This is a genomic window from Mesorhizobium sp. P2_E6 (assembly GCF_056403835.1).
The window spans coordinates 117,072-135,356 of the sequence record NZ_JBFUEQ010000007.1 but is presented as its reverse complement, the minus strand read 5'-3'; the positions used below and the strand labels follow the sequence as shown (position 1 = coordinate 135,356).

The window sequence follows — 18,285 nt, the reverse complement described above, 5'->3', positions numbered from 1 at the left end:
CCATGGCCAAAGCGCGGTATGGCCTTGCCTTCATGACCCTTCGCGAAAATCTTCGGGGCATAGTCATCACCAGCCTAGTTGTGGGCGCATGCGCTGTGGCAATCGGCACCTTGATTGCAAGGCAAAGCAGCCCGATCGTCAATGTGGAGCGCGTAACAGGCACGGTGGTCAACGTCCTCAATGCGCCTCCGAACCCAGAGGGTTATGTCGGTGGCAGACCCAGCTATCTCTACGGAATCCGCCTTTACGAAAATAATCTGCTGGTGTTCGCGTACGGCGACGCAACATCACCGCGAGCCATCGGTTCGGAGGTTTCGGTCGAACGGCAGCATCGCCGGAATGACACCGAAACATATCGCCTGCTTCGCGAGTAATCGCCTGATGCACGCCGCCCAAAAACGCAAGTGCTTTTGGGCGGATGATATGCATCTGGAACAGGGAACTAAAGCCGCCCCAGCCTCTCGACCAGCAGCGCAAAGAAGCGATCATGGTCGATGTCGCGCATCACCATGGCGTTCTTCGGCCGCTTGGTGACGCCCCACCAGTCGATGACGGTCATACCCATGGTCAGTTCCGAGGTGGTTTCAACGCTGACATTGCAGGTGCGGCCTTTGAACAGCTCCGGCTTCAATAGATAGGCGATGACGCAGGGGTCGTGCAGCGGCCCGCCGTCGGTGCCGTATTTCTCCTCGTCGAAGCGCTCGAAGAATTCCAGCATGTCGGCGGTCGCCGTGCCGACCTTGGTGCCGAGTTCGCGGAAGGCCTGCGTGCGCTTGGCGGTGGTCAGCGCCTTGTGGGTGACGTCGAGCGGCATCATCACGATCGGAATGCCGGATTTGAGCACGACGTCGGCGGCTTGCGGATCGACATAGATGTTGAACTCGGCGGACGGCGTGACATTGCCGCCTTCGAAGAAGCCACCGCCCATCAGCACGATTTCCTTGATGCGCGGTGCGATCCGCGGTTCGCGGATCAGCGCCAGCGCAATGTTGGTGAGCGGGCCGAGCGCGCAAAGCGTGATGGTGCCGCTCTCTTCCTTCATCAGCGTCTCGACGATGAAATCGACGGCATACTGGTCCTGCAGCTTCATCGTCGGTTCGGGCAATTGCGGCCCGTTGAGACCGGTCTTGCCATGCACTTCCTCGGCGGTGACCAGTTCGCGCATCAACGGCCGGATGGCGCCGGCATAGACCTTGATGTCCGGCCGGCCGGCCAGCTCGCAGACCTTGCGGGCATTCTTTTCGGTAAGCTTCAGCGGCACGTTGCCGGCAACGACTGATATGCCGACGATCTCCAGCTCGGAGCTGCCGAGCGCCAGCAATATGGCGACGGCGTCATCCTGGCCGGGATCCGTGTCGATGATGATCTTGCGTAATTGAGGCATTTCAATTCCTTGTTTGGCGAAGCCATGGACTTGGGATGAATCCGGGATGACGCCGAAGCGGCTGCGGGCTGCCAAGTCGAACCGCTCGACCGGGGAAGACAATCCCGACCTGCGCGCTTCTCCTTGCATCTGCTGGCCGTTTCAAGCGCCATGTCGATCATTCCTGTGAGTCCACGACCTGGTCTTTTTGGGCGGGTCTTTTGATGGCTTGAACTTGGTCGCGGGGCGGACCATATCAAGACCACCGGGAAAAATGCCATCTGGGTTTTTCCACTTTATGTCGCTCTACAGAGGACAGTGTAACATGAGCCGAATGACGCCCTTTTCCAGCCCGCTTCTCCTTGGTTTCGACGCCATGGAAAAGACTCTGGAACGCCTGGCGAAGTCCGGCGACAGCTACCCTCCCTACAACATCGAACGCCTCAGCGGCGCCGACGGCAAGACCGAAAGGTTGCGCATCACATTGGCGGTCGCCGGTTTCGCCGAAAGCGATCTCGATGTCACCACGGAGGAAAACCAGCTGGTCGTGCGCGGCCGTCAAACCGACGATACCGAGCGCGAGTTTCTTCATCGCGGCATCGCCGCGCGCCAGTTCCAGCGCTGTTTCGTGCTGGCCGACGGCATGCGGGTGATCGCGGCGGAACTGAAGAACGGTCTTTTGTCGATCGATCTTGATCGGCCGGAGTCCGAACGGCTGGTACGGAAAATAAACATATCGGTGAAAGACTGATCTTTACCGATGGCTCTCATGCGGGATGGCCTTGAGCGGCGTCCTCGCGCCAAGGAGGCTTTGAAATGACCAGAACTGATGAAAATCTCACCATGACCAGCGGCGAATTCGCCCATCTCGGCGAGGGCTCGGTCGCCTATCTGCGCAAGGTCTCGAGCGACGAATTGCTCGGCCGTTTCCCGAACCTCGGTGAAATCGCGCCCGGCATGGAACTGTGGGCGCTGTTTGCCGCCAATGGCCAGCCGATCCTGCTTTCGGATGCGCGTGACCGCGCGCTGGCCGGCGCCATGGAAAACGACCTCACCACGGTCGCCATTCACTAAGTCAGGCGCGCGGGGCTTAAAATGGACAGGGCCGCCCGTGGCGGCCCTTGGCTGGATGTTCCAATCAGAAAATGTCAGGCCGCGTGCGAGGCCTGGGTATCCGACAAAAGCGCGTGGATTGCCGCGGCGTCACGCGTCCCCCTGATCTTGGCCACCGTGTCGGCGTCGCGCAGCACCCGCGCGATGCGCGACAAGGCCTTGAGATGGTCGGCGCCTGCCCCTTCCGGCGCCAGCAGCAGAAACACCAGATCGACCGGCTGATCGTCCAGCGATTCGAAATCGACCGGCGTCTCCAGCCGGGCGAAAACCCCGGCGATGCGCTTCACGCCGGCCAGCTTGCCATGCGGAATGGCGATGCCGTTGCCGACGCCCGTCGAGCCCAGTCGTTCACGCTGCAGGATGGTGTCGAACACTTCCCGCTCCGGGATGCCCGAAATCGCGGCTGCCCGTTCGGAAAGCAATTGCAACAGCTGCTTTTTGGAGTTCGCCTTCAACGCCGGCAGTATCGCCGGAACGTTGATAAGATCGCTCAGATCCATGCTTGAAAATCCCTTGTTCGCCTGCCGTCACCAGTCCTCACCCCTCGTGCGGCCGGCTCTTATCCTTGTGCGACCTTGGTCGTGGACGGGTCGATCCAGCCGATGTTTCCATCGGGCCGGCGATAGACGATGTTGAGATGGTCGTTTCCGGCGTTGCGGAAGACGAAGACCGGGCTGTCCTTGGTGTCGAGCTCGATGACGGCCGAAGCCACCGACATGGTCTTCAGCGTCATGGTTGATTCGGCGACGATGGCCGGCGCGAAATTATCCGGAATATCCTCGTCGTCATCGGCCAGCGGCGCCATCACCGTGTAGGCAATGTCGGTCGGATCACCATTGGCGGCGCCTGAATTGTGCGATTTCAGCCGGCGCTTGTAGCGCCTCAGGCGCGTTTCCAGGCGATCGGCGGCGGCCTCGAAGGCAACCGTCGGATCCTGGGCATCGCCGGTGGCCTGCAGCGAAGCACCTGAATCCAGCCGGATCATGCAATCCGCCGAATAGCGCGAACCTGATTTGATGACTGTGACGTGTCCGGCAAAGCCGCGATCGAAATATTTGCCGATCGCTTCGCCGACACGATCGTTGATGCGTGTACGAAACGCATCGCCGATATCCATGTGTTTTCCCGATATGCGCAGATTCATCTGAAAACTGACCTTCCTTGCTCAGGCTTCAAACTCGCCCGAGTTTATACTCGTGGTCCGTGCGCACAAGCTTTGCGGCGTCACTCGCGCCGATTTTAAATCCGAACTTTCCGGTTGATCACAAGCCGCCCTTTTGACCGTCCCGAGGCCAACGTCGTGACGGACCATCCACACGCGGGCATCTAGCCCCACTCATGCGGGCGGGCTTCTAGCCACTTCGCCGCGGCTTGTCAATGAAGTGCTGGCCTGAGGAAAATTGAACCGTGTCAGCGCCCGGCGCTGGCCAGCGCCCGTTTCTCGCGCCGGCGCTGCACCGAGGAGGGAATATTCATGCCTTCCCGGTACTTGGCGACCGTGCGCCTGGCGATATCGACGCCACTCTCGCGCAACATGTCGACGATCGCATCGTCGGAAAGCACGTCGACGGGTTTTTCCTCATCGATCAGCTGCTTGATGCGGTCACGCACCGATTCCGAGGAATGCGCATCGCCGCCACCCGACGCAGCGATCGAAGCGGTGAAGAAGTACCGCAGCTCGAACACGCCGCGCGGCGTCAGCATGTATTTGTTCGCGGTGACCCGGCTAACCGTCGATTCGTGCATGCCGATGGCATCGGCCACCGTGCGCAGGTTGAGTGGCTTCAGCTGGCGCACGCCATGGACGAGGAAGGCATCCTGCTGGCGAACGATCTCTGAGGCGACCTTGAGGATGGTCTTTGCCCGCTGGTCGAGGCTGCGCGTCAGCCAGTTGGCGTTTTGCAGGCATTCGGCGAGGAAGTCCTTTTCAGCCTGGTTCTTCGCCTGCGGCGAAACCTGGGCGAAATAGATATGGTCGACCAGCACGCGCGGCAGCGTTTCGGCATTGAGCTCGACCGTCCAGCTGCCGTCATTGGCGGCACGCACCTCGACATCGGCGACGATGGCGTCACTAGCGCCGCCCGAGAACGCCATGCCCGGTCGGGGATCGAGCGCACGGATCTCGGCCAGCATGTCGAGCAGATCCTCCTCGTCGACGCCGCAGATCCGCTTCAGCGCATGGAAATCACGCCGTGCCAGCAGTTCGAGATTGGCGACCAGCGCCTTCATCGCCGGATCGAGCCGGTCCCGCACGGCAAGCTGCAGCGACAGGCATTCGGCAAGGTCGCGGGCAAACAGGCCGGCCGGCTCGAAAGTCTGGCACACCGCCAGCACCTTTCTCACCGCCGCGGCGTCCGTGCCGAGGCGGGCGGCGATCTCGGCCAGGTCGCCGCGCAGATAGCCGGTCTCGTCGAGGCCGTCGGCCAGGTCGGCGGCGATCAGCCGTGCCGCCGGATCGGCGAAGGCGAGCGCCACCTGTTCGCCGACATGATCGCGCAGCGTGATCGCCGCGGCCGCCATGTCGCCGGCATCAATGCCCTCGGATGAGGAACTCGCACCATTGCCGGAAGCTGATTTCCATTGCGCCGTCAGGTCGGGACCGAGCCGCTCGCTCGTCCCCGGATCGTCGGGAAACAGGTTTTCCAGCGACGTGTCGAGCTTGTCGGAGATCGCCTCGGCGCTCCACTGCGTCTCGTTTTCGAACCAGTCGCCGTCGTCGGCGGCGGCTTGTGGTTCCGCCTCGATTTTTTGCGACTGGTCGCTGGCGGCATCGTCCTGCGGCTCCGCACGCTCCAGCAGCGGATTGCGCTCGATTTCGTCATCGATGAAATGCTCAAGCTCGGTATGGGTAAATTGCAGCAGCCGAATCGACTGCATCAGCTGCGGCGTCATCACCAGCGACTGTGATTGTCGTAGCTGTAGTTTCGCCGCCAACGCCATTGTCTGGTTTCAAACGCCTCGTCTACGCATCCGGGCTTCCGGACAGGAATTTTTGCAGCGGGCCATAGAAACTGGCCCAGCTTTTGCTTGTCAAGGCAATAGCTAGCAAAACTCACTTACCGGAGCGTTATCTGGCGGCAAAATCGGAGAAATAGCGCGGTGAAGGCACCAAAAATCGTGTCAGGAAACAAATTTCACGCTCAGAGCGTAAAGCCCTCGCCGAGATAGAGCCGGCGGACATCCGGGTTTGCCACGACTTCGTCGGCCCGGCCATGGGTCAGCACCTGACCGGCGTGGATGATGTAGGCGCGGTCGATCAGGCCGAGCGTTTCGCGCACATTGTGATCGGTGATGAGGACGCCGATGCCGCGCGCCGTCAGGTGACGCACCAGTTGCTGGATATCGGCGACGGCGATCGGATCGATGCCGGCAAAAGGCTCGTCGAGCAGCATGTAGGCCGGCCGCGTTGCCAGCGCACGCGCGATTTCCAGGCGCCGCCGCTCGCCGCCGGAAAGCGACATGGATGGCGCCTTGCGCAGATGGCTGATGTGGAATTCCTCGAGCAGTTCGTCGAGATTGCGTTCGCGCTCCTTGCGGCTTTTTTCGACCACTTCGAGCACGGCGCGGATGTTCTGCTCGACACTCAGGCCGCGAAAGATCGATGCCTCCTGCGGCAGATAGCCGATGCCGAGGCGCGCACGACGATACATCGGCATCGAGGTGACGTCGAAGCCGTCGATCTCGATCGTGCCCTCGTCCACCGGCACCAGGCCGGTGACCATGTAGAAGCAGGTCGTCTTGCCGGCGCCGTTGGGGCCGAGCAGTCCAACCGCCTCGCCCGCGCGCACACCGATGGTGACGCCGCTGACGACCTTGCGGCCCTTGTAGCTCTTGGTCAGACCCTTTGCGATCAGGGTCCCCTTGAACTTTCCCGTATCGACGGTCACCGTGGCCGGTGCCGAAAGCTTGCCGGCGGCCCGCCCCGGAAGACGCGCCGTCAGCGACGACAGGCTGGCCATCAGGGGTTCGCCGCTCCCGATTTCGGCGGCGGTGTGATCGACATCTGGACACGTTGCCCAGCGCATGGATCAACCTGGGCCAGGCCGGTTTTCATCTGCACGACGAGCTTGCAGCCGACCAGCACATTGTCGTTTTGCGACAGGACGACCTTTTTGCCCGAAAGCACCAGAACCTGGCTCTTCATGTCGAAGCTGCCCTGGTCACCGGTGGCGATCTGCGCGTCCGACTTGATGTAAACCTTGTCGGAGATCTCCAGGTGGTCGATGTTGGCCGAGCCGGTCATCGCCGCGCCCGCGGCTTCCGTGCCCTTGGCCGCGGCATTGGGGTCCTTGACGTAGTACACCGTCATCTTGCCGGCCTTCATCAGCGTCGGCCCCTGGACGACGCTGACATTGCCCGTGAAGATGGCGACATTTTCTGCTTGGCGGACTTCCAGCTTGTCGCTTTCGATCTGGATCGGCTTGTCGCCGGACAGTTTCAGACCTGATTGGCTGGTGGACTGCGCCAATGACGGCACCAGCCCGAGCAGCAGCAACGCCGAAGTTGCAGCCGCGAGCCGCGTCGAACTACTGAGCCGCATTGATTTCTCCGCTGTTTCCCTCTGCCGTCTTCAAGGCGGCGGAATCGATGTTGACGCGCACTTTGTTCTCGAAAACCAGAACCTTGCCATTGTCCTGGACCGACATCGAATCCGCCGTGATCCGTGACCCCTCACGGCTGACATCGACGGGATCTCCCGTCTTCATAGTGCCTTTGCCCATGTCGAGGAAGACCGATTTGAACTTGGCCTGCATGCCGTCAGTTGTGGTGATGTCAACGTCGCTGGTCAGGTTCATCGTATTGCCGTTGCGATCGTAGGTGCCGTGCGAGGCCTTGATCGCCGCGATATTGTCAGGTCCGACCGGGATCTTGGCGTCGATGCCTTCCAGTTCGATGATGCCTTGCGTGCTGACGTCCTGGATGGCGCGCAGTGCCGTCATCGAATAGGGCTGCTTCTGCTTCGTGAAACCGTTGAGCTTGGGATTGGCCATCACCAGCTTGCCGTTGGAAAAAGCGGTGCCTTCCGCCTGGACCGCGACGGAGACCGGCGCGGCCAGATAGGAATAGACCGGGAAGGCGACAGCGATCAGAACCGCGGCCAGCGGCACGGCAAACTTGAGAACGCGCACGCGGCGCGAATGACGCTGGGCGCGGTCGAAAGCATCGCCACGCATCCGGACGTCCGCCGGGGGAGCCAACTCCGTCTCGGCGTTGGTCGATTCAATCGGTCGCGCTAACATTCAACGCTTTCTTCTAACCCCTTGCCCACCCGCGAGCACCGCCTATAGGTGGGACGCCGCCGCCTGCAAGCAAGCACAAGCCCATGAAAACTGCAAAAATGTGACAGCCGCGTTTGTACAGATGAAAATGAGATCCGCACAACTGCCCGTTCTTCATAGCAGAAACAGACACGCGGCGTAAAATTTATCAGATGCCGATCTTCGCCGCCGGACCTCGCGGCGATTGCACAAATACGTGAAGAGACCTGTGCCTGGAGAGGGGCGGAGCCCGCCCTGACCTGCCCGATGGCGCATCCGGCATGGCCAACTCGACTGTCCGCGCGGATTGTCTTGTTGAGCCGGAAAAGAGAATTGCTTCCAGATGGGAAGATGATGGTCTAAAAGCGTCTCCTCCCGCCGACTGAAAGGCTGACCATGGCACTGAGAGCCGACGACCTGATCGACCGCCGCCGCTTGCGGCGCAAGCTGACATTCTGGCGGATTGCCGCCATCGGCATCGTGGCACTTGGGGTGATTGCACTTTCAACCTGGTTCTATGGCGACGATTTCACCGGCTCGGCCGTCGACCATATCGCCAAGGTCAAGATCGAAGGCACCATCACCGAGGACGAGGAACTCATCAAGCGGCTGGAAACCATCCGCCAGTCGTCGAAGGTGAAAGGCGTGATCTTGTCGATCGATTCGCCTGGCGGCACCACGGTCGGCGGTGAATCGGTCTATGAGGAGGTGCGCAAGCTGGCCGCCGACAAGCCGGTGGTCGCGGAAGTCGGCACGCTTGCCGCATCGGCGGGCTACATGATCGCCAGCGCCGCCGATCACATCGTTGCCCGCAAGACCTCGATCGTCGGCTCGATCGGCGTGCTGATCCAGTATCCTGATGTCAGCGGCCTGATGGACAAGCTCGGCGTCAAGCTTGAGGAAGTGAAATCCTCGCCGCTGAAAGCCTCGCCATCTCCCTTCAAGCCGACCAATGACGACGAGCGCGCCATGGTCCGCAAGCTCATCCTCGACAGCTACGACTGGTTCGTCGGCATCGTCGCCGAGCGCCGCAAGATGACCCGCGAGCAAGCGCTGGCGCTCGCCGATGGCTCGATCTTCACCGGCCGCCAGGGCGTCGCCAACGGGCTGATCGATGCTGTCGGCGGCGAGACCGAGGCGGTCGGCTGGCTGGCGACCAAGGGCGTCGATGCCAAACTGAAGGTCGTCGAGTGGAAGGATACGCAACGGCGCGGCGGCTTTTTGTTCTCGAAAGCGATGGCGCAAACCATCGGCAGCGCGCTCGGCCTGCCCGCCTACAGCGGCGATGTCATTCATGAACTCGGCGCCGACCGCTTGTTTCTTGACGGTCTCGTTTCCGTCTGGCACCCTTGAGATGCCGTTTGGGGCAAGTGAAAAAGCAAATAAAATCATCCTCATAATTTTGACCGTACTGCTTTCACGGGGACCCGTCTGATGATCAAGTCCGAACTTGTGCAGATTATTGCCACGCGCAATCCGCATCTTTTCCTGCGCGACGTCGAAAACATCGTCGGCGCGATCTTCGATGAGATCACCGACGCTCTTGCCGAAGGCAATCGCGTCGAGCTGCGCGGCTTCGGTGCATTTTCGGTGAAAAACCGTCCCGCCCGCACCGGCCGCAATCCACGCACCGGCGAGTCCGTCGAGGTCGAGGAGAAATGGGTGCCGTTCTTCAAGACCGGCAAGGAGCTGCGCGAAAGGCTGAACGGCGGCAAGTAGGCGCCGCGTCAGCGCCAGACAGCCTTTCCGACGGAAAACATCATGTTCAATCGCTTCATGCTCATCGTGGTCTTCGTGCCCCTGGCGATCATCCTGATCGCGCTCGCCGTCGCCAATCGCGAACTGGTCGCCTTCACGCTGGACCCGTTCAACCCCGGCAATCCAAAGCTGACGCTGACCTTGCCGCTGTTCATCTTCCTGTTTTTGGCGCTCGCCATCGGCATGGTCGTTGGCAGCCTGGCAACCTGGGTCAAGCAGGGCCGCTACCGCAAGCTGGCGCGCCAGCGTGGCGTCGAAGCCGAGAACCTGCGCCAGGCGGTCAGCCGCGCGCCGGCGGCACCACAGGGATCTGCCCAAGGATCGGCCCAAGGATCGGCATTGCCAAAGCCGACCACTTGAACCGCCGGTCGGCAGCTTTCTTTCCGCGGAGTTTTCCATGCTGACCATTTCGGCCGCCGAGGTCGATCATGCACTGACCTTTTCCGGACTGGTGGACACGCTGCGCGCCGCGTTTCGTGACGGTGCGGTGCAGCCGGTCAGACATCATCACTCGGTCGAACGGCCCGACGGCGCCGCCTCGACACTGCTTTTGATGCCGGCATGGACCGACTTCAACGCTGCCGGCACATCGGCCAGTGGTCACATCGGCGTCAAGATCGTCACCGTCTCGCCTGACAACAACACCATCGGCAAGCCTGCGGTGATGGGGCTCTATCTGCTGCTCAATGGCGCCACCGGCGAACCCGAAGCCTTGATCGACGGCCAACGGTTGACGCAGTGGCGCACCGCCTGCGCCTCGGCGCTGGCCGCTTCCTATCTCGCCCGCGAGGACGCCTCGCGGCTGCTCGTGGTCGGCGCCGGCGCGCTGTCGCCCTTCCTCGCCAAGGCGCATTGCGCCGTGCGGCCGATCAAGACCATCCGCATCTGGAACCGCACCCCTGCCAATGCCGAGAAGGTCGCAGCCGACCTGCGCGCCGAAGGCTTCACGGCCAGCGCGGCAAGCGATCTCGATGCCGAACTTGGGCAGGCCGACATCGTCTCCTCGGCGACGATCACCACGACACCGCTGATCAAGGGCGCATTGTTGCAGCCGGGAAGCCATGTCGACCTGGTCGGCGGCTTTACCCCGACGATGCGCGAAAGCGATGATGACGCGATCGCGCTTGCCCGCGTCTATGTCGACACCCGCGCCGGCGCCACCAAGGAGGCTGGCGACATCGTCCAGCCTCTGGCCTCCGGCGTGCTGAAGCCGGACGCCATTGTCGCCGACCTGCACGAATTGACGCGCGGTCAGAAGAAGGGTCGCGAGAGCGCCAGTGAGATCACGCTGTTCAAGTCGGTTGGCGCAGCCCTCGAGGACCTTGCCGCCGGCATTGCCGTCTACAAGGCGCTCGTGGCTTAGTTCACCGCCGCAGCCGTTTGGCGCCCATCGCCTCTGCGATCAGCGAAAAATCATGCGCGCTGATTTCGAAAAGGCCGAAGCGCAGTTGATAACCCCAGTTGGACTTGCCGGCGCTGAAGTCCAGTCTGTCGAGCAACGGCTTGATCGATGTTTCCTCTGCCTCTGCCCAGGCGACATCGCGGCGGAACGGCGTGAAGCCGGCGCCCATATCGCCCTGATAGGGCTCGCCTTCCCGCACCGTGCCGATTGCCGTGAACGCTTGCAGGCCGTCTTTTTCGCCGAGAATGGTGGTTGGCGAATAATAGGCGATGCCGTCACCAGGCTTGACGCGGCGCAGGGGTGCTGCCTTGCCGTGATTGACCTGCATGAAGCCGCCCTGGCGCCCGTGCCGGACATGTTCGGCCGACGCCACCGCAATCCAATGCGCACTCATTTCTGTCCCCCATTGGCTTGTTCCCCATCGGAGGGCCAGTAAACGCGCAGGCGATGATTGTCGGGATCGAGCGCGACGAAGGTGCGGCCGAAATCCATGTCGGTCGGCGTCTGCAGGATCTTCAGCCCTCGTCCGGCCCAGTCGGCATGGGCGGCATCTACTGCGTCCGGCGTATCCAGCGCAAAGACGATTTCGGCGCCGCCGCCTGCCGCGGCTGCGGCCGGCTCCACCGTATGACGCGACCAGAGGCCGAGCTTGAAGCCCGCGTCGAGCACGAACAGCACGAAGGTCGGCGAACTTTCGACGGGCTCGCGACCGAGCAGCGCGCTATAGAAGGTGCCGCTCCGCTGCGGCTGATCGACATAGAGGATGACGAAATTCGGGGCGATCATGTCTGCTCTCCAAGGTTCAGTGTTTCAACTTGGCGACCATAGAATGAGCTACTGTCAGATTCTGGCAGCAGTCGTCACGAGCCACGCGGTCACGAACTGCGCGGCTTGTCGAGCGTTGCCCGCCATGCCTTGAGCAGTGCCTGGCGACGGCGCGGATAGCGCGTGTCGGTGGCGTTGAGGCCGGATATCCGATCGGTGCGAAAATGCCGGAAATCCTGGCGCATCTCGCACCACGCCACCACGACCCGCACCTTGTCGAAGAACCCCAGCGCAAACGGCCAGACCACCCGTTCGGAGGCCGCGCCGCCTGCGTCGCGGTACAAAAAGCCGAGCTTGCGCTCGTTGCGGATCGCCTGCCGCACCAGGCCGAGGTCGATGCCCTCGATGACTGCTGCGGGAGGCCCGACCAGCAGCGTGCTCGCATCGAGATCCTCGCGCAAATCATCCGGCAGCACGGCGGCGATTTTGGCCAGCGCGTTGGCGGCGGCCGCCGACAGACGCTGGTCCGGCTGCTTGGCGACCCAGCGCGAGCCGAGCACGATGGCTTCGATCTCCTCGTCGCTGAACATCAGCGGCGGCAGCATGAAGCCGGGCTTGAGCACATAGCCCAGTCCCGCCTCACCCTCGATCGGTGCGCCCTGGCCCTGCAGCGTGGCGATGTCGCGGTAGAGCGTGCGGATCGAAATCCCGAGTTCATCGGCCAACGCCTGCCCGCTCACCGGCCGGCGGTGCCGGCGCAACGTCTGGATCAGGTCGAGCAAGCGTTCAGAGCGGGACATGATTCTCCGGCCTTTGTTGTCTCCACGATAATGCATCTCGTTCGGACGTGTGCAGTGGTCCAAGCCGCGACATCAGAGATGGAATACCTTGACTTCGTTGCCGCGTTCCAAGGCCTTGTTGGCGACGAACATCTGCGTCTTCGACATGTCGACTTCACGGTCGGCAAGGACGCGCAACATCGCCTCCAGCCGCCTCAGTGCGATCGCCTTGTTGCGGTGTTGCGATCGCTCGTTGCGTGCCGTGACGACAATGCCTGTCGGCAGGTGAACGGCACGCACCGCACTGTCGGTGGTGTTCTGATGCTGTCCGCCAGGACCACCAGCCCGCAAGGTTTCGAACCGGACATCGGACAGTGCGACCGACACGGCGGCGGCCACCGCCAAATCCACGGTCTGCACGCCGACGAACCAGTTCTGCCGTTTGTGGCCCCGCCGCACCGGGCTCTTGAAGACGAACTTGACGGTGCCGCAATATTCCTCGGCAAGTGCCTCGGCGTTGCGCCCCTCAAGGCTGAGTATGGCGGATTTGGCGCCATGCCGGTCCGGTTCGTGACCAAGCGTAACTTCGATCGCATAGCCAAGCCTGCCGGCTTCGCTCTTGATTATGTCGACCAGAGCCATCAGGGCGATGCGGCATTCCACCGGCCCGCTGCCCGATGTGAGAAGCATGTCAATCGCGGCCATGATCCGCCCTCCTCGATGCGCGTTCACGCGATGGCTTCTTGCGCGTCCGGTCGAGCGGGCCGTCTATCGCCTTCTTGTAAGTCACCAGCGGTTTCATCGCCGCCAGCGTCACGACCAAGCCGGCATCGGCGAGATCTTGCACCACTTGCCCAGCGTCCTTGTAGGCCGAAGCCGCTTCCTCGATGACCAGGTTACGGTCATCGCAGATCAGCTGCCCTCCCCACACGTTCCTCAGCAAGGCGTCGCGCTCCGACCTGTTGCGCCTCGTGCGGCCATGCATGGTGGCGCGGTCGTATTTGCGCCCGGCGCCATGCGAAATGCCGCCCAGCGATGGACCCGTTCCGTCGAGCGCCCGCACGACATAGCTCAGGTTGGCACGCGAACCCGCGATCGGCGCGATATCTCCCATCCGCACCGCGGCCGACCCCTTGTGATGGACGAAACCATCGGCCCGGTCGCGGACTAGATTGTGCGGTACATCAGCCACCACCCGAACTTCGCTGCGCAAGGCGCTTGCCGCACGCTCGGCGATCAGCCTGCGGTTGAGCGATGCCCAGGTGACGCAGAGATCATGCTGGCGGCGCCAGTTCCTTCCCTCGGCGGACTGCGGATCAAGCCCGGCGATGAACGCGGATTGAAGGTCGAGCATCTGCCCGAACACAAAGGCACCAAGCCCACGCGAGCCGGAATGCACCAGTAGATAAAGCTTCTGGCGGTCGAACAGGTTTTCACCAGCCGCATCGATCGCCTGGTCGACCGCCTGCAGCTCGCAGAAATGATTGCCGCCGCCGATCGTGCCCAAGGCATCGGGGTAGAGATCCAGCGGCAGGTCCGCGCCAGCGAGCGCCGCATGCGGGTCGATATCCTCCGCTTCGATCTGGCGCAGGCATTCGACGGCCTTGTCGATCCTGAGTTTGCGCAGCGGCAGATCGAGCTCGAACAGCGACATGCCGCAGCCAATGTCATTGCCGATCAGCTGCGGATGCAGCCGTTCCGACAACACCGCAATCCCGGTCGGCCCATATTTGCCGGGATGCAGGTCGGGGAACGCCGCAACCGAGGTAACGCCGGGCAGAGCCGCAACGGTTTTCAGCTGCTGAAGTGCTGCTCCTTCGATCCAGGTACGCGGTGAAAAACAATGCTGGATATGCGCCGTCGCGACAACGCGCGGCGAAGAGGAGCCTGAGCCCCCAATCAAATTGCCCATGATGGAACACTTCTGGATACAGGTCAGAAATCGGACGCCGTCAGGCGTCCGTTCGACCGGCGGCAGTCAGCAAGATGCTGGCTTACGCCGGAACCCTCGAGGGGTGTGCGGTGAAGATGTTCGTCATCTTTCGCTCCCATTCCAGAAAACAATCCGGGCCTCATAAACGAAGCGCGTGGAAAAACAAGCGCAATGCTGCAACACCCGCCGCACTGTTTCGAACGCGAAGGCTTCAGGCCTGCGCCAATCGACCTGCGGCCATCGCTTATTGCACCGCCGCTGTCCGCATGCCAAAAGCGGCCACGCCGCTCGGAGTTGCTCACGCTTGAAGTCTTTTCGCGACAAACGCCGCGACAACCGTCCGCATCAATCCGCGAAGGGTGCGGGGGACCAGCCACGTCCGCAGGCCGGCCGCGCTCCCGCCAGACCGGAACCGCAGCCGCGCGAGCGGCTTGAGGCGAAAGCCGACGACCGCTCCGAGCCGAAATCGGCGCCGCGCATCCTTGCCCGGCGCGATGGCGCCCTGCCCACCGAGCACCTCCCCGTGATCCTCGAAGTGGCGCCGAATGCCGATTATGCGCTGCTCGACAGCGGCGCCGGGCAGAAGCTCGAACAATACGGCCCCTACCGCATCGTGCGGCCCGAGGGCCAGGCAATCTGGCAAAAGGCCTTGCCGGCAAAGGACTGGGAGCGAGCCGACGCCATTTTTACCGGCGATACCGACGAGGAAGGCATCGGCCGCTGGCGGTTCCCGAAGACGCCGCTCGGCGAAACCTGGCCGATGAAGCATGACGGCATCGACTATCTCGGCCGTTTCACCTCGTTTCGCCATGTCGGCGTCTTTCCGGAGCAGGCCTCGCACTGGGACCATATGGCCGGGCTGATCACTGCGGCCAAGCGGCCGGTCAAGGTGCTGAACCTGTTCGGTTATACCGGTCTTGCCTCGCTGGTGGCGGCCCGCGCCGGCGCCGAGGTCACCCATGTCGATGCCTCGAAGAAGGCGATCGGCTGGGCCCGCGAAAACCAGGAAATGGCCGGGCTCGGCAGCAAGCCGATCCGCTGGATCGTCGACGATGCGGTGAAATTCGCCGAGCGCGAGGAGCGCCGCGGCAGCCGCTATGACATCATCCTGTTCGACCCGCCGGCCTATGGCCGCGGCCCGAAGGGCGAGGTCTGGCAGTTGTTCGAGGACCTGCCTGACTTGACCGACCTTTGCCGCGCGATCCTGACACCGAAACCACTCGCCATGGTGCTCACCGCCTATTCGATCCGCGCCTCCTTCTTCGCCATCCATGCCTTGATGCGCGACACCTTTGCCGGCATGGGCGGCACGGTCGAATCGGGAGAGCTCATCATCCGTGAAAAGTCCGCCGGCCGGGCGCTTTCGACCTCATTGTTTTCGCGTTGGGTGGCCTGAAATGAACGAGCGGCATGCAGGCGCACCCGGGCTGGTGAAGGAAGTCACCAGCCTCGCCAATCCGCTGGTCAAGGACATCAAGGCGCTCGCCCAGAAGAAATTCCGCGACCAGCAGAATGCCTTCATGGCCGAGGGGCTGAAGCTGGTCATCGATGCGCTCGATCTCGGCTGGCAGATCAGGACACTGGTTTTCGCCAAGGCCGGGCGCGGCAACGCCGCGGTGGAGAAGGTCGCTGCACGCACCGTTGCCGCCGGTGGCACGGTGCTCGAAGTGTCGGAAAAGGTTCTCGTCGCCATCACCCGCCGCGACAATCCGCAAATGGTGGTCGGGGTCTTCTCGCAAAAATTCCTGGCCTTGAAGGATATCCGCGCCGACAATGGCGATGTCTGGGTGGCGCTCGACCGGGTGCGCGATCCCGGCAATCTCGGCACCGTCATCCGCACCGTCGATGCTGTCGGCGCCAAGGGTGTCATCCTGGTCGGCGACACCACCGATCCCTTTTCGGTGGAAACGGTGCGCGCCACCATGGGTTCGATCTTTGCCGTGCCGGTGGCCAAGGCGACGACCGAGGCCTTCCTTGCCTGGCGAGGCGGATTTTCAGGCCTTGTCGCCGGCACCCACCTGAAAGGCGCGGTCGATTACCGCTCGGTCGACTTTTCCCGCGGCCCGGTATTGCTGATGATGGGCAACGAGCAGCAGGGGCTGCCCGAAAGCCTGGCGGCGAGTTGCGACAGGCTGTTTAGAATTCCGCAGGCTGGCCGCGCCGATTCGCTCAATCTTGCCGTTGCCACCGGCATAATGCTGTTCGAGATCCGGCGCGGCGCGCTGAAGCTCGAACCAATCGTGGACCAGCAATGAAGGTTGCCCGCCCGTGAGATCATGGTCCCCCTACGCGCTGCTCGTCGTCGCGGCCATAGCGCTCGATCAGTGGATAAAACACCTGGTCGAGACCGGCCTGCCCTTTCAGGAAAAGCTCGATCTCGTGCCGTTCCTGGCGCTGTTTCGCACCTACAACACCGGCATCGCCTTCTCGATGTTCTCGACCTTCGGCGACACCGGGCTGATTGTCATCTCGCTGGCGGTCGTTGCCTTCGTGCTGTTCCTGGCGACGCGGATCGCGCCGTCCCAGATCCTTGCCCGCACCGGCTTTGCTCTGATCGTCGGCGGCGCCCTCGGCAATCTGATCGACCGCGCCATATACGGCCATGTCATCGATTATATCCTGTTCCATACGCCGGTCTGGTCCTTCGCCGTCTTCAACCTGGCCGATGCCTTCATCTCGGTGGGCGCGGCCCTGGTCGTCTTCGACGAACTGTTCGGCTGGCGGCGCGAGCCCAGACCTTCGAATGCCAAGTCTTCCAAAGATTGACCCCGTGCGGCCATCGCCGCACAGTCCATGTCGCCAAACAAGATCGCGGAGAAAGAGATGCCCGAAACCTTCAAAGCCATCCTCGTTTCGCGTGACGCCGAGAAAAAGCAGTCGGTAGCCGTGACCGATCTCACCGAGGCCGACCTGATGGAAGGCGATGTCACCATCGCGGTCGAGGCGACGACGGTGAACTACAAGGACGGCCTTGCAATCACGGGCAAGGCGCCGGTGATCCGCCGCTGGCCGCTGGTGCCGGGCATCGATTTCGCCGGCACCGTCATCTCGTCTTCCCATCCTGACTGGCGCACCGGCGACAAGGTCATCCTGAACGGCTGGGGCGTCGGCGAAACCCACTTCGGCGCCTACGCCGGCCGCGCCCGCGTCAAGGGCGACTGGCTGGTGCCGCTGCCGCAAGGGATGAGCCCGCATGACGCGATGGCGGTCGGCACCGCCGGCTATACCGCCATGCTCTGCGTCATGGCGCTGGAACGGCACGGCATCCTGCCCGATCGCGGCCCGGTGGTGGTGACAGGGGCGGCAGGCGGCGTCGGCTCGGTCGCGGTCTCGATCCTGTCCAGCCTCGGCTACCATGTCGTTGCTTCCACCGGCCGCAACGCCGAAAGTCCCTATTTGATCAACCTTGGCGCCGCCGAAGTGACATCGCGTGACGAGCTTGCCCAGCCGGCCAAGCCGCTGGCCAAGGAGCGTTGGGCCGGCGGCGTCGACGCGGTCGGCAGCCACACGCTGGCCAACGTCCTGTCGATGACCTCCTATGGCGGCGCGGTCGCCGCCTGCGGCCTGGCCGGAGGCATGGACCTGCCAGCGAGCGTCGCCCCCTTCATCCTGCGCGGCGTCTCGCTGCTGGGCATCGATTCGGTGATGGCGCCGAAGGCAGTCCGCCTCGAAGCATGGCGGCGCATCGGCACCGACCTCGATCTGCAGAAGCTTGCCAGCCTGGCGACGACCATCGGTTTCGACGGCATCATCGATGCCGCCCATGACATCGTCGACGGCAAGATCCGCGGGCGCGTCGTCGTGGATATGTGAGCCGCTCGACTGCCCTGAGAGGGCGGACGGAATTGCCACGTGTGCCGGCAAATCCACCACCGCCGGGGCGAAAAGCACTCATCCGCTAAAATTCGAACGAT

Annotated in this window: 23 protein-coding genes; 11 read left to right on the top strand and 12 right to left on the bottom strand. The window is 62.7% G+C overall.

The window, feature by feature from the left end; genetic code table 11:
• Positions 1–2 precede the first annotated feature (2 nt).
• Positions 3–374 (top strand): hypothetical protein, encoded by a 372-nt coding sequence (locus tag AC1D08_RS18965; protein WP_457151903.1) that lies wholly within the window; start codon positions 3–5, stop codon positions 372–374.
• 68 nt (positions 375–442) lie between these two features.
• Here AC1D08_RS18965 and AC1D08_RS18960 read toward each other — a convergent pair whose 3' ends face one another.
• Positions 443–1,384 carry a nucleoside hydrolase gene (locus AC1D08_RS18960; RefSeq protein WP_457151902.1) on the bottom strand — a complete coding sequence of 314 codons (942 nt, stop codon included), beginning with the start codon at positions 1,382–1,384 and terminating at the stop codon, positions 443–445.
• 304 nt (positions 1,385–1,688) lie between these two features.
• Here AC1D08_RS18960 and AC1D08_RS18955 point away from each other — a divergent pair, with 304 nt between their 5' ends.
• Positions 1,689–2,114, top strand: coding sequence for an Hsp20 family protein (locus AC1D08_RS18955; protein WP_023760739.1), 426 nt, complete (start codon positions 1,689–1,691; stop codon positions 2,112–2,114).
• A 65-nt stretch (positions 2,115–2,179) separates the two neighbouring features.
• Positions 2,180–2,437, top strand: a complete 258-nt coding sequence (locus AC1D08_RS18950) for a BQ00720 family protein (RefSeq protein ID WP_095084707.1) — start codon at positions 2,180–2,182, stop codon at positions 2,435–2,437.
• Between the two features lie 74 nt (positions 2,438–2,511).
• Here AC1D08_RS18950 and ptsN read toward each other — a convergent pair whose 3' ends face one another.
• The 6 genes from ptsN to lptC form a co-directional block, all read right to left on the bottom strand.
• A complete protein-coding gene (gene ptsN, locus AC1D08_RS18945; RefSeq protein WP_013529589.1) occupies positions 2,512–2,976 on the bottom strand; it encodes a PTS IIA-like nitrogen regulatory protein PtsN in 465 nt (154 codons plus the stop codon).
• A gap of 59 nt (positions 2,977–3,035) precedes the next feature.
• Positions 3,036–3,620 carry a ribosome hibernation-promoting factor, HPF/YfiA family gene (gene hpf, locus AC1D08_RS18940; protein ID WP_095084708.1) on the bottom strand — a complete coding sequence of 195 codons (585 nt, stop codon included), beginning with the start codon at positions 3,618–3,620 and terminating at the stop codon, positions 3,036–3,038.
• A 266-nt stretch (positions 3,621–3,886) separates the two neighbouring features.
• Positions 3,887–5,416 (bottom strand): RNA polymerase factor sigma-54, encoded by a 1,530-nt coding sequence (gene rpoN / locus AC1D08_RS18935; RefSeq protein WP_477423745.1) that lies wholly within the window; start codon positions 5,414–5,416, stop codon positions 3,887–3,889.
• 200 nt (positions 5,417–5,616) lie between these two features.
• Positions 5,617–6,435, bottom strand: a complete 819-nt coding sequence (lptB, locus tag AC1D08_RS18930) for an LPS export ABC transporter ATP-binding protein (RefSeq protein WP_095084710.1) — start codon at positions 6,433–6,435, stop codon at positions 5,617–5,619.
• Positions 6,435–7,016 carry an LptA/OstA family protein gene (locus AC1D08_RS18925; protein ID WP_095084711.1) on the bottom strand — a complete coding sequence of 194 codons (582 nt, stop codon included), beginning with the start codon at positions 7,014–7,016 and terminating at the stop codon, positions 6,435–6,437. Before AC1D08_RS18925 ends, lptB begins: the two co-directional genes overlap by 1 nt.
• The gene (lptC, locus tag AC1D08_RS18920; RefSeq protein ID WP_457154470.1) at positions 7,003–7,716 is read right to left on the bottom strand and encodes an LPS export ABC transporter periplasmic protein LptC; all 714 of its coding nucleotides are present in this window, start codon (positions 7,714–7,716) and stop codon (positions 7,003–7,005) included. The genes AC1D08_RS18925 and lptC overlap by 14 nt, the downstream gene beginning before the upstream one ends.
• Before the next feature lie 414 nt (positions 7,717–8,130).
• Here lptC and sppA point away from each other — a divergent pair, with 414 nt between their 5' ends.
• The 4 genes from sppA (at position 8,131) to lhpI (ending at position 10,855) form a co-directional block, all read left to right on the top strand.
• Entirely contained in the window at positions 8,131–9,087 is a 957-nt protein-coding gene (gene sppA, locus AC1D08_RS18915) for a signal peptide peptidase SppA (protein WP_457153717.1), read from the top strand.
• 81 nt (positions 9,088–9,168) lie between these two features.
• Complete coding sequence (locus AC1D08_RS18910) at positions 9,169–9,453, top strand: integration host factor subunit beta (RefSeq protein WP_006200394.1); 285 nt, start codon at positions 9,169–9,171, stop codon at positions 9,451–9,453.
• 42 nt (positions 9,454–9,495) lie between these two features.
• On the top strand, positions 9,496–9,852 hold the full coding sequence (locus AC1D08_RS18905; RefSeq protein WP_457153718.1) for a DUF1049 domain-containing protein: 357 nt from the start codon (positions 9,496–9,498) through the stop codon (positions 9,850–9,852).
• 37 nt (positions 9,853–9,889) lie between these two features.
• Entirely contained in the window at positions 9,890–10,855 is a 966-nt protein-coding gene (gene lhpI, locus AC1D08_RS18900; RefSeq protein WP_457153719.1) for a bifunctional Delta(1)-pyrroline-2-carboxylate/Delta(1)-piperideine-2-carboxylate reductase, read from the top strand.
• 1 nt (position 10,856) lies between these two features.
• Here lhpI and AC1D08_RS18895 read toward each other — a convergent pair whose 3' ends face one another.
• The 5 genes from AC1D08_RS18895 to AC1D08_RS18875 form a co-directional block, all read right to left on the bottom strand.
• The gene (locus tag AC1D08_RS18895) at positions 10,857–11,288 is read right to left on the bottom strand and encodes an EVE domain-containing protein (protein ID WP_457153720.1); all 432 of its coding nucleotides are present in this window, start codon (positions 11,286–11,288) and stop codon (positions 10,857–10,859) included.
• Entirely contained in the window at positions 11,285–11,680 is a 396-nt protein-coding gene (locus tag AC1D08_RS18890) for a VOC family protein (RefSeq protein ID WP_457153721.1), read from the bottom strand. The genes AC1D08_RS18895 and AC1D08_RS18890 overlap by 4 nt, the downstream gene beginning before the upstream one ends.
• Positions 11,681–11,769: 89 nt before the next feature.
• Positions 11,770–12,459 (bottom strand): helix-turn-helix transcriptional regulator, encoded by a 690-nt coding sequence (locus AC1D08_RS18885; RefSeq protein ID WP_457153722.1) that lies wholly within the window; start codon positions 12,457–12,459, stop codon positions 11,770–11,772.
• Positions 12,460–12,531: 72 nt separating this feature from the next.
• A complete protein-coding gene (gene prfH / locus AC1D08_RS18880) occupies positions 12,532–13,143 on the bottom strand; it encodes a peptide chain release factor H (protein WP_457153723.1) in 612 nt (203 codons plus the stop codon).
• A complete protein-coding gene (locus tag AC1D08_RS18875; protein ID WP_477423741.1) occupies positions 13,130–14,350 on the bottom strand; it encodes an RNA ligase RtcB family protein in 1,221 nt (406 codons plus the stop codon). Before AC1D08_RS18875 ends, prfH begins: the two co-directional genes overlap by 14 nt.
• Positions 14,351–14,675: 325 nt before the next feature.
• Between AC1D08_RS18875 and AC1D08_RS18870 the strand changes: the two genes are divergently transcribed.
• Genes AC1D08_RS18870 through acuI form a run of 4 tightly spaced genes read left to right on the top strand, consistent with a single transcriptional unit; the run spans position 14,676 to position 18,184 of the window.
• A complete protein-coding gene (locus AC1D08_RS18870) occupies positions 14,676–15,767 on the top strand; it encodes an RsmD family RNA methyltransferase (RefSeq protein ID WP_457151033.1) in 1,092 nt (363 codons plus the stop codon).
• A gap of 1 nt (position 15,768) precedes the next feature.
• Entirely contained in the window at positions 15,769–16,626 is an 858-nt protein-coding gene (locus AC1D08_RS18865) for a TrmH family RNA methyltransferase (RefSeq protein ID WP_457151034.1), read from the top strand.
• 13 nt (positions 16,627–16,639) lie between these two features.
• Positions 16,640–17,137, top strand: a complete 498-nt coding sequence (lspA, locus tag AC1D08_RS18860; protein WP_457151035.1) for a signal peptidase II — start codon at positions 16,640–16,642, stop codon at positions 17,135–17,137.
• Between the two features lie 57 nt (positions 17,138–17,194).
• Positions 17,195–18,184: an acrylyl-CoA reductase (NADPH) gene (gene acuI, locus AC1D08_RS18855; protein WP_457151036.1), complete on the top strand. Its 990-nt coding sequence runs from the start codon at positions 17,195–17,197 to the stop codon at positions 18,182–18,184.
• Positions 18,185–18,285 lie beyond the last annotated feature (101 nt).

What these genes read in the sequence shown, in the direction of transcription:
- AC1D08_RS18965 (WP_457151903.1), top strand. Translation starts at nt 3, where the DNA reads ATGGCCAAAGCGCGGTATGGCCTTGCCTTCATGACCCTTCGCGAAAAT.
- AC1D08_RS18960 (WP_457151902.1), bottom strand. Translation starts at nt 1,384, where the DNA reads ATGCCTCAATTACGCAAGATCATCATCGACACGGATCCCGGCCAGGAT.
- AC1D08_RS18955 (WP_023760739.1), top strand. Translation starts at nt 1,689, where the DNA reads ATGAGCCGAATGACGCCCTTTTCCAGCCCGCTTCTCCTTGGTTTCGAC.
- AC1D08_RS18950 (WP_095084707.1), top strand. Translation starts at nt 2,180, where the DNA reads ATGACCAGAACTGATGAAAATCTCACCATGACCAGCGGCGAATTCGCC.
- ptsN (WP_013529589.1), bottom strand. Translation starts at nt 2,976, where the DNA reads ATGGATCTGAGCGATCTTATCAACGTTCCGGCGATACTGCCGGCGTTG.
- hpf (WP_095084708.1), bottom strand. Translation starts at nt 3,620, where the DNA reads ATGAATCTGCGCATATCGGGAAAACACATGGATATCGGCGATGCGTTT.
- rpoN (WP_477423745.1), bottom strand. Translation starts at nt 5,416, where the DNA reads ATGGCGTTGGCGGCGAAACTACAGCTACGACAATCACAGTCGCTGGTG.
- lptB (WP_095084710.1), bottom strand. Translation starts at nt 6,435, where the DNA reads ATGGCCAGCCTGTCGTCGCTGACGGCGCGTCTTCCGGGGCGGGCCGCC.
- AC1D08_RS18925 (WP_095084711.1), bottom strand. Translation starts at nt 7,016, where the DNA reads ATGCGGCTCAGTAGTTCGACGCGGCTCGCGGCTGCAACTTCGGCGTTG.
- lptC (WP_457154470.1), bottom strand. Translation starts at nt 7,716, where the DNA reads ATGTTAGCGCGACCGATTGAATCGACCAACGCCGAGACGGAGTTGGCT.
- sppA (WP_457153717.1), top strand. Translation starts at nt 8,131, where the DNA reads ATGGCACTGAGAGCCGACGACCTGATCGACCGCCGCCGCTTGCGGCGC.
- AC1D08_RS18910 (WP_006200394.1), top strand. Translation starts at nt 9,169, where the DNA reads ATGATCAAGTCCGAACTTGTGCAGATTATTGCCACGCGCAATCCGCAT.
- AC1D08_RS18905 (WP_457153718.1), top strand. Translation starts at nt 9,496, where the DNA reads ATGTTCAATCGCTTCATGCTCATCGTGGTCTTCGTGCCCCTGGCGATC.
- lhpI (WP_457153719.1), top strand. Translation starts at nt 9,890, where the DNA reads ATGCTGACCATTTCGGCCGCCGAGGTCGATCATGCACTGACCTTTTCC.
- AC1D08_RS18895 (WP_457153720.1), bottom strand. Translation starts at nt 11,288, where the DNA reads ATGAGTGCGCATTGGATTGCGGTGGCGTCGGCCGAACATGTCCGGCAC.
- AC1D08_RS18890 (WP_457153721.1), bottom strand. Translation starts at nt 11,680, where the DNA reads ATGATCGCCCCGAATTTCGTCATCCTCTATGTCGATCAGCCGCAGCGG.
- AC1D08_RS18885 (WP_457153722.1), bottom strand. Translation starts at nt 12,459, where the DNA reads ATGTCCCGCTCTGAACGCTTGCTCGACCTGATCCAGACGTTGCGCCGG.
- prfH (WP_457153723.1), bottom strand. Translation starts at nt 13,143, where the DNA reads ATGGCCGCGATTGACATGCTTCTCACATCGGGCAGCGGGCCGGTGGAA.
- AC1D08_RS18875 (WP_477423741.1), bottom strand. Translation starts at nt 14,350, where the DNA reads ATGGGCAATTTGATTGGGGGCTCAGGCTCCTCTTCGCCGCGCGTTGTC.
- AC1D08_RS18865 (WP_457151034.1), top strand. Translation starts at nt 15,769, where the DNA reads ATGAACGAGCGGCATGCAGGCGCACCCGGGCTGGTGAAGGAAGTCACC.
- acuI (WP_457151036.1), top strand. Translation starts at nt 17,195, where the DNA reads ATGCCCGAAACCTTCAAAGCCATCCTCGTTTCGCGTGACGCCGAGAAA.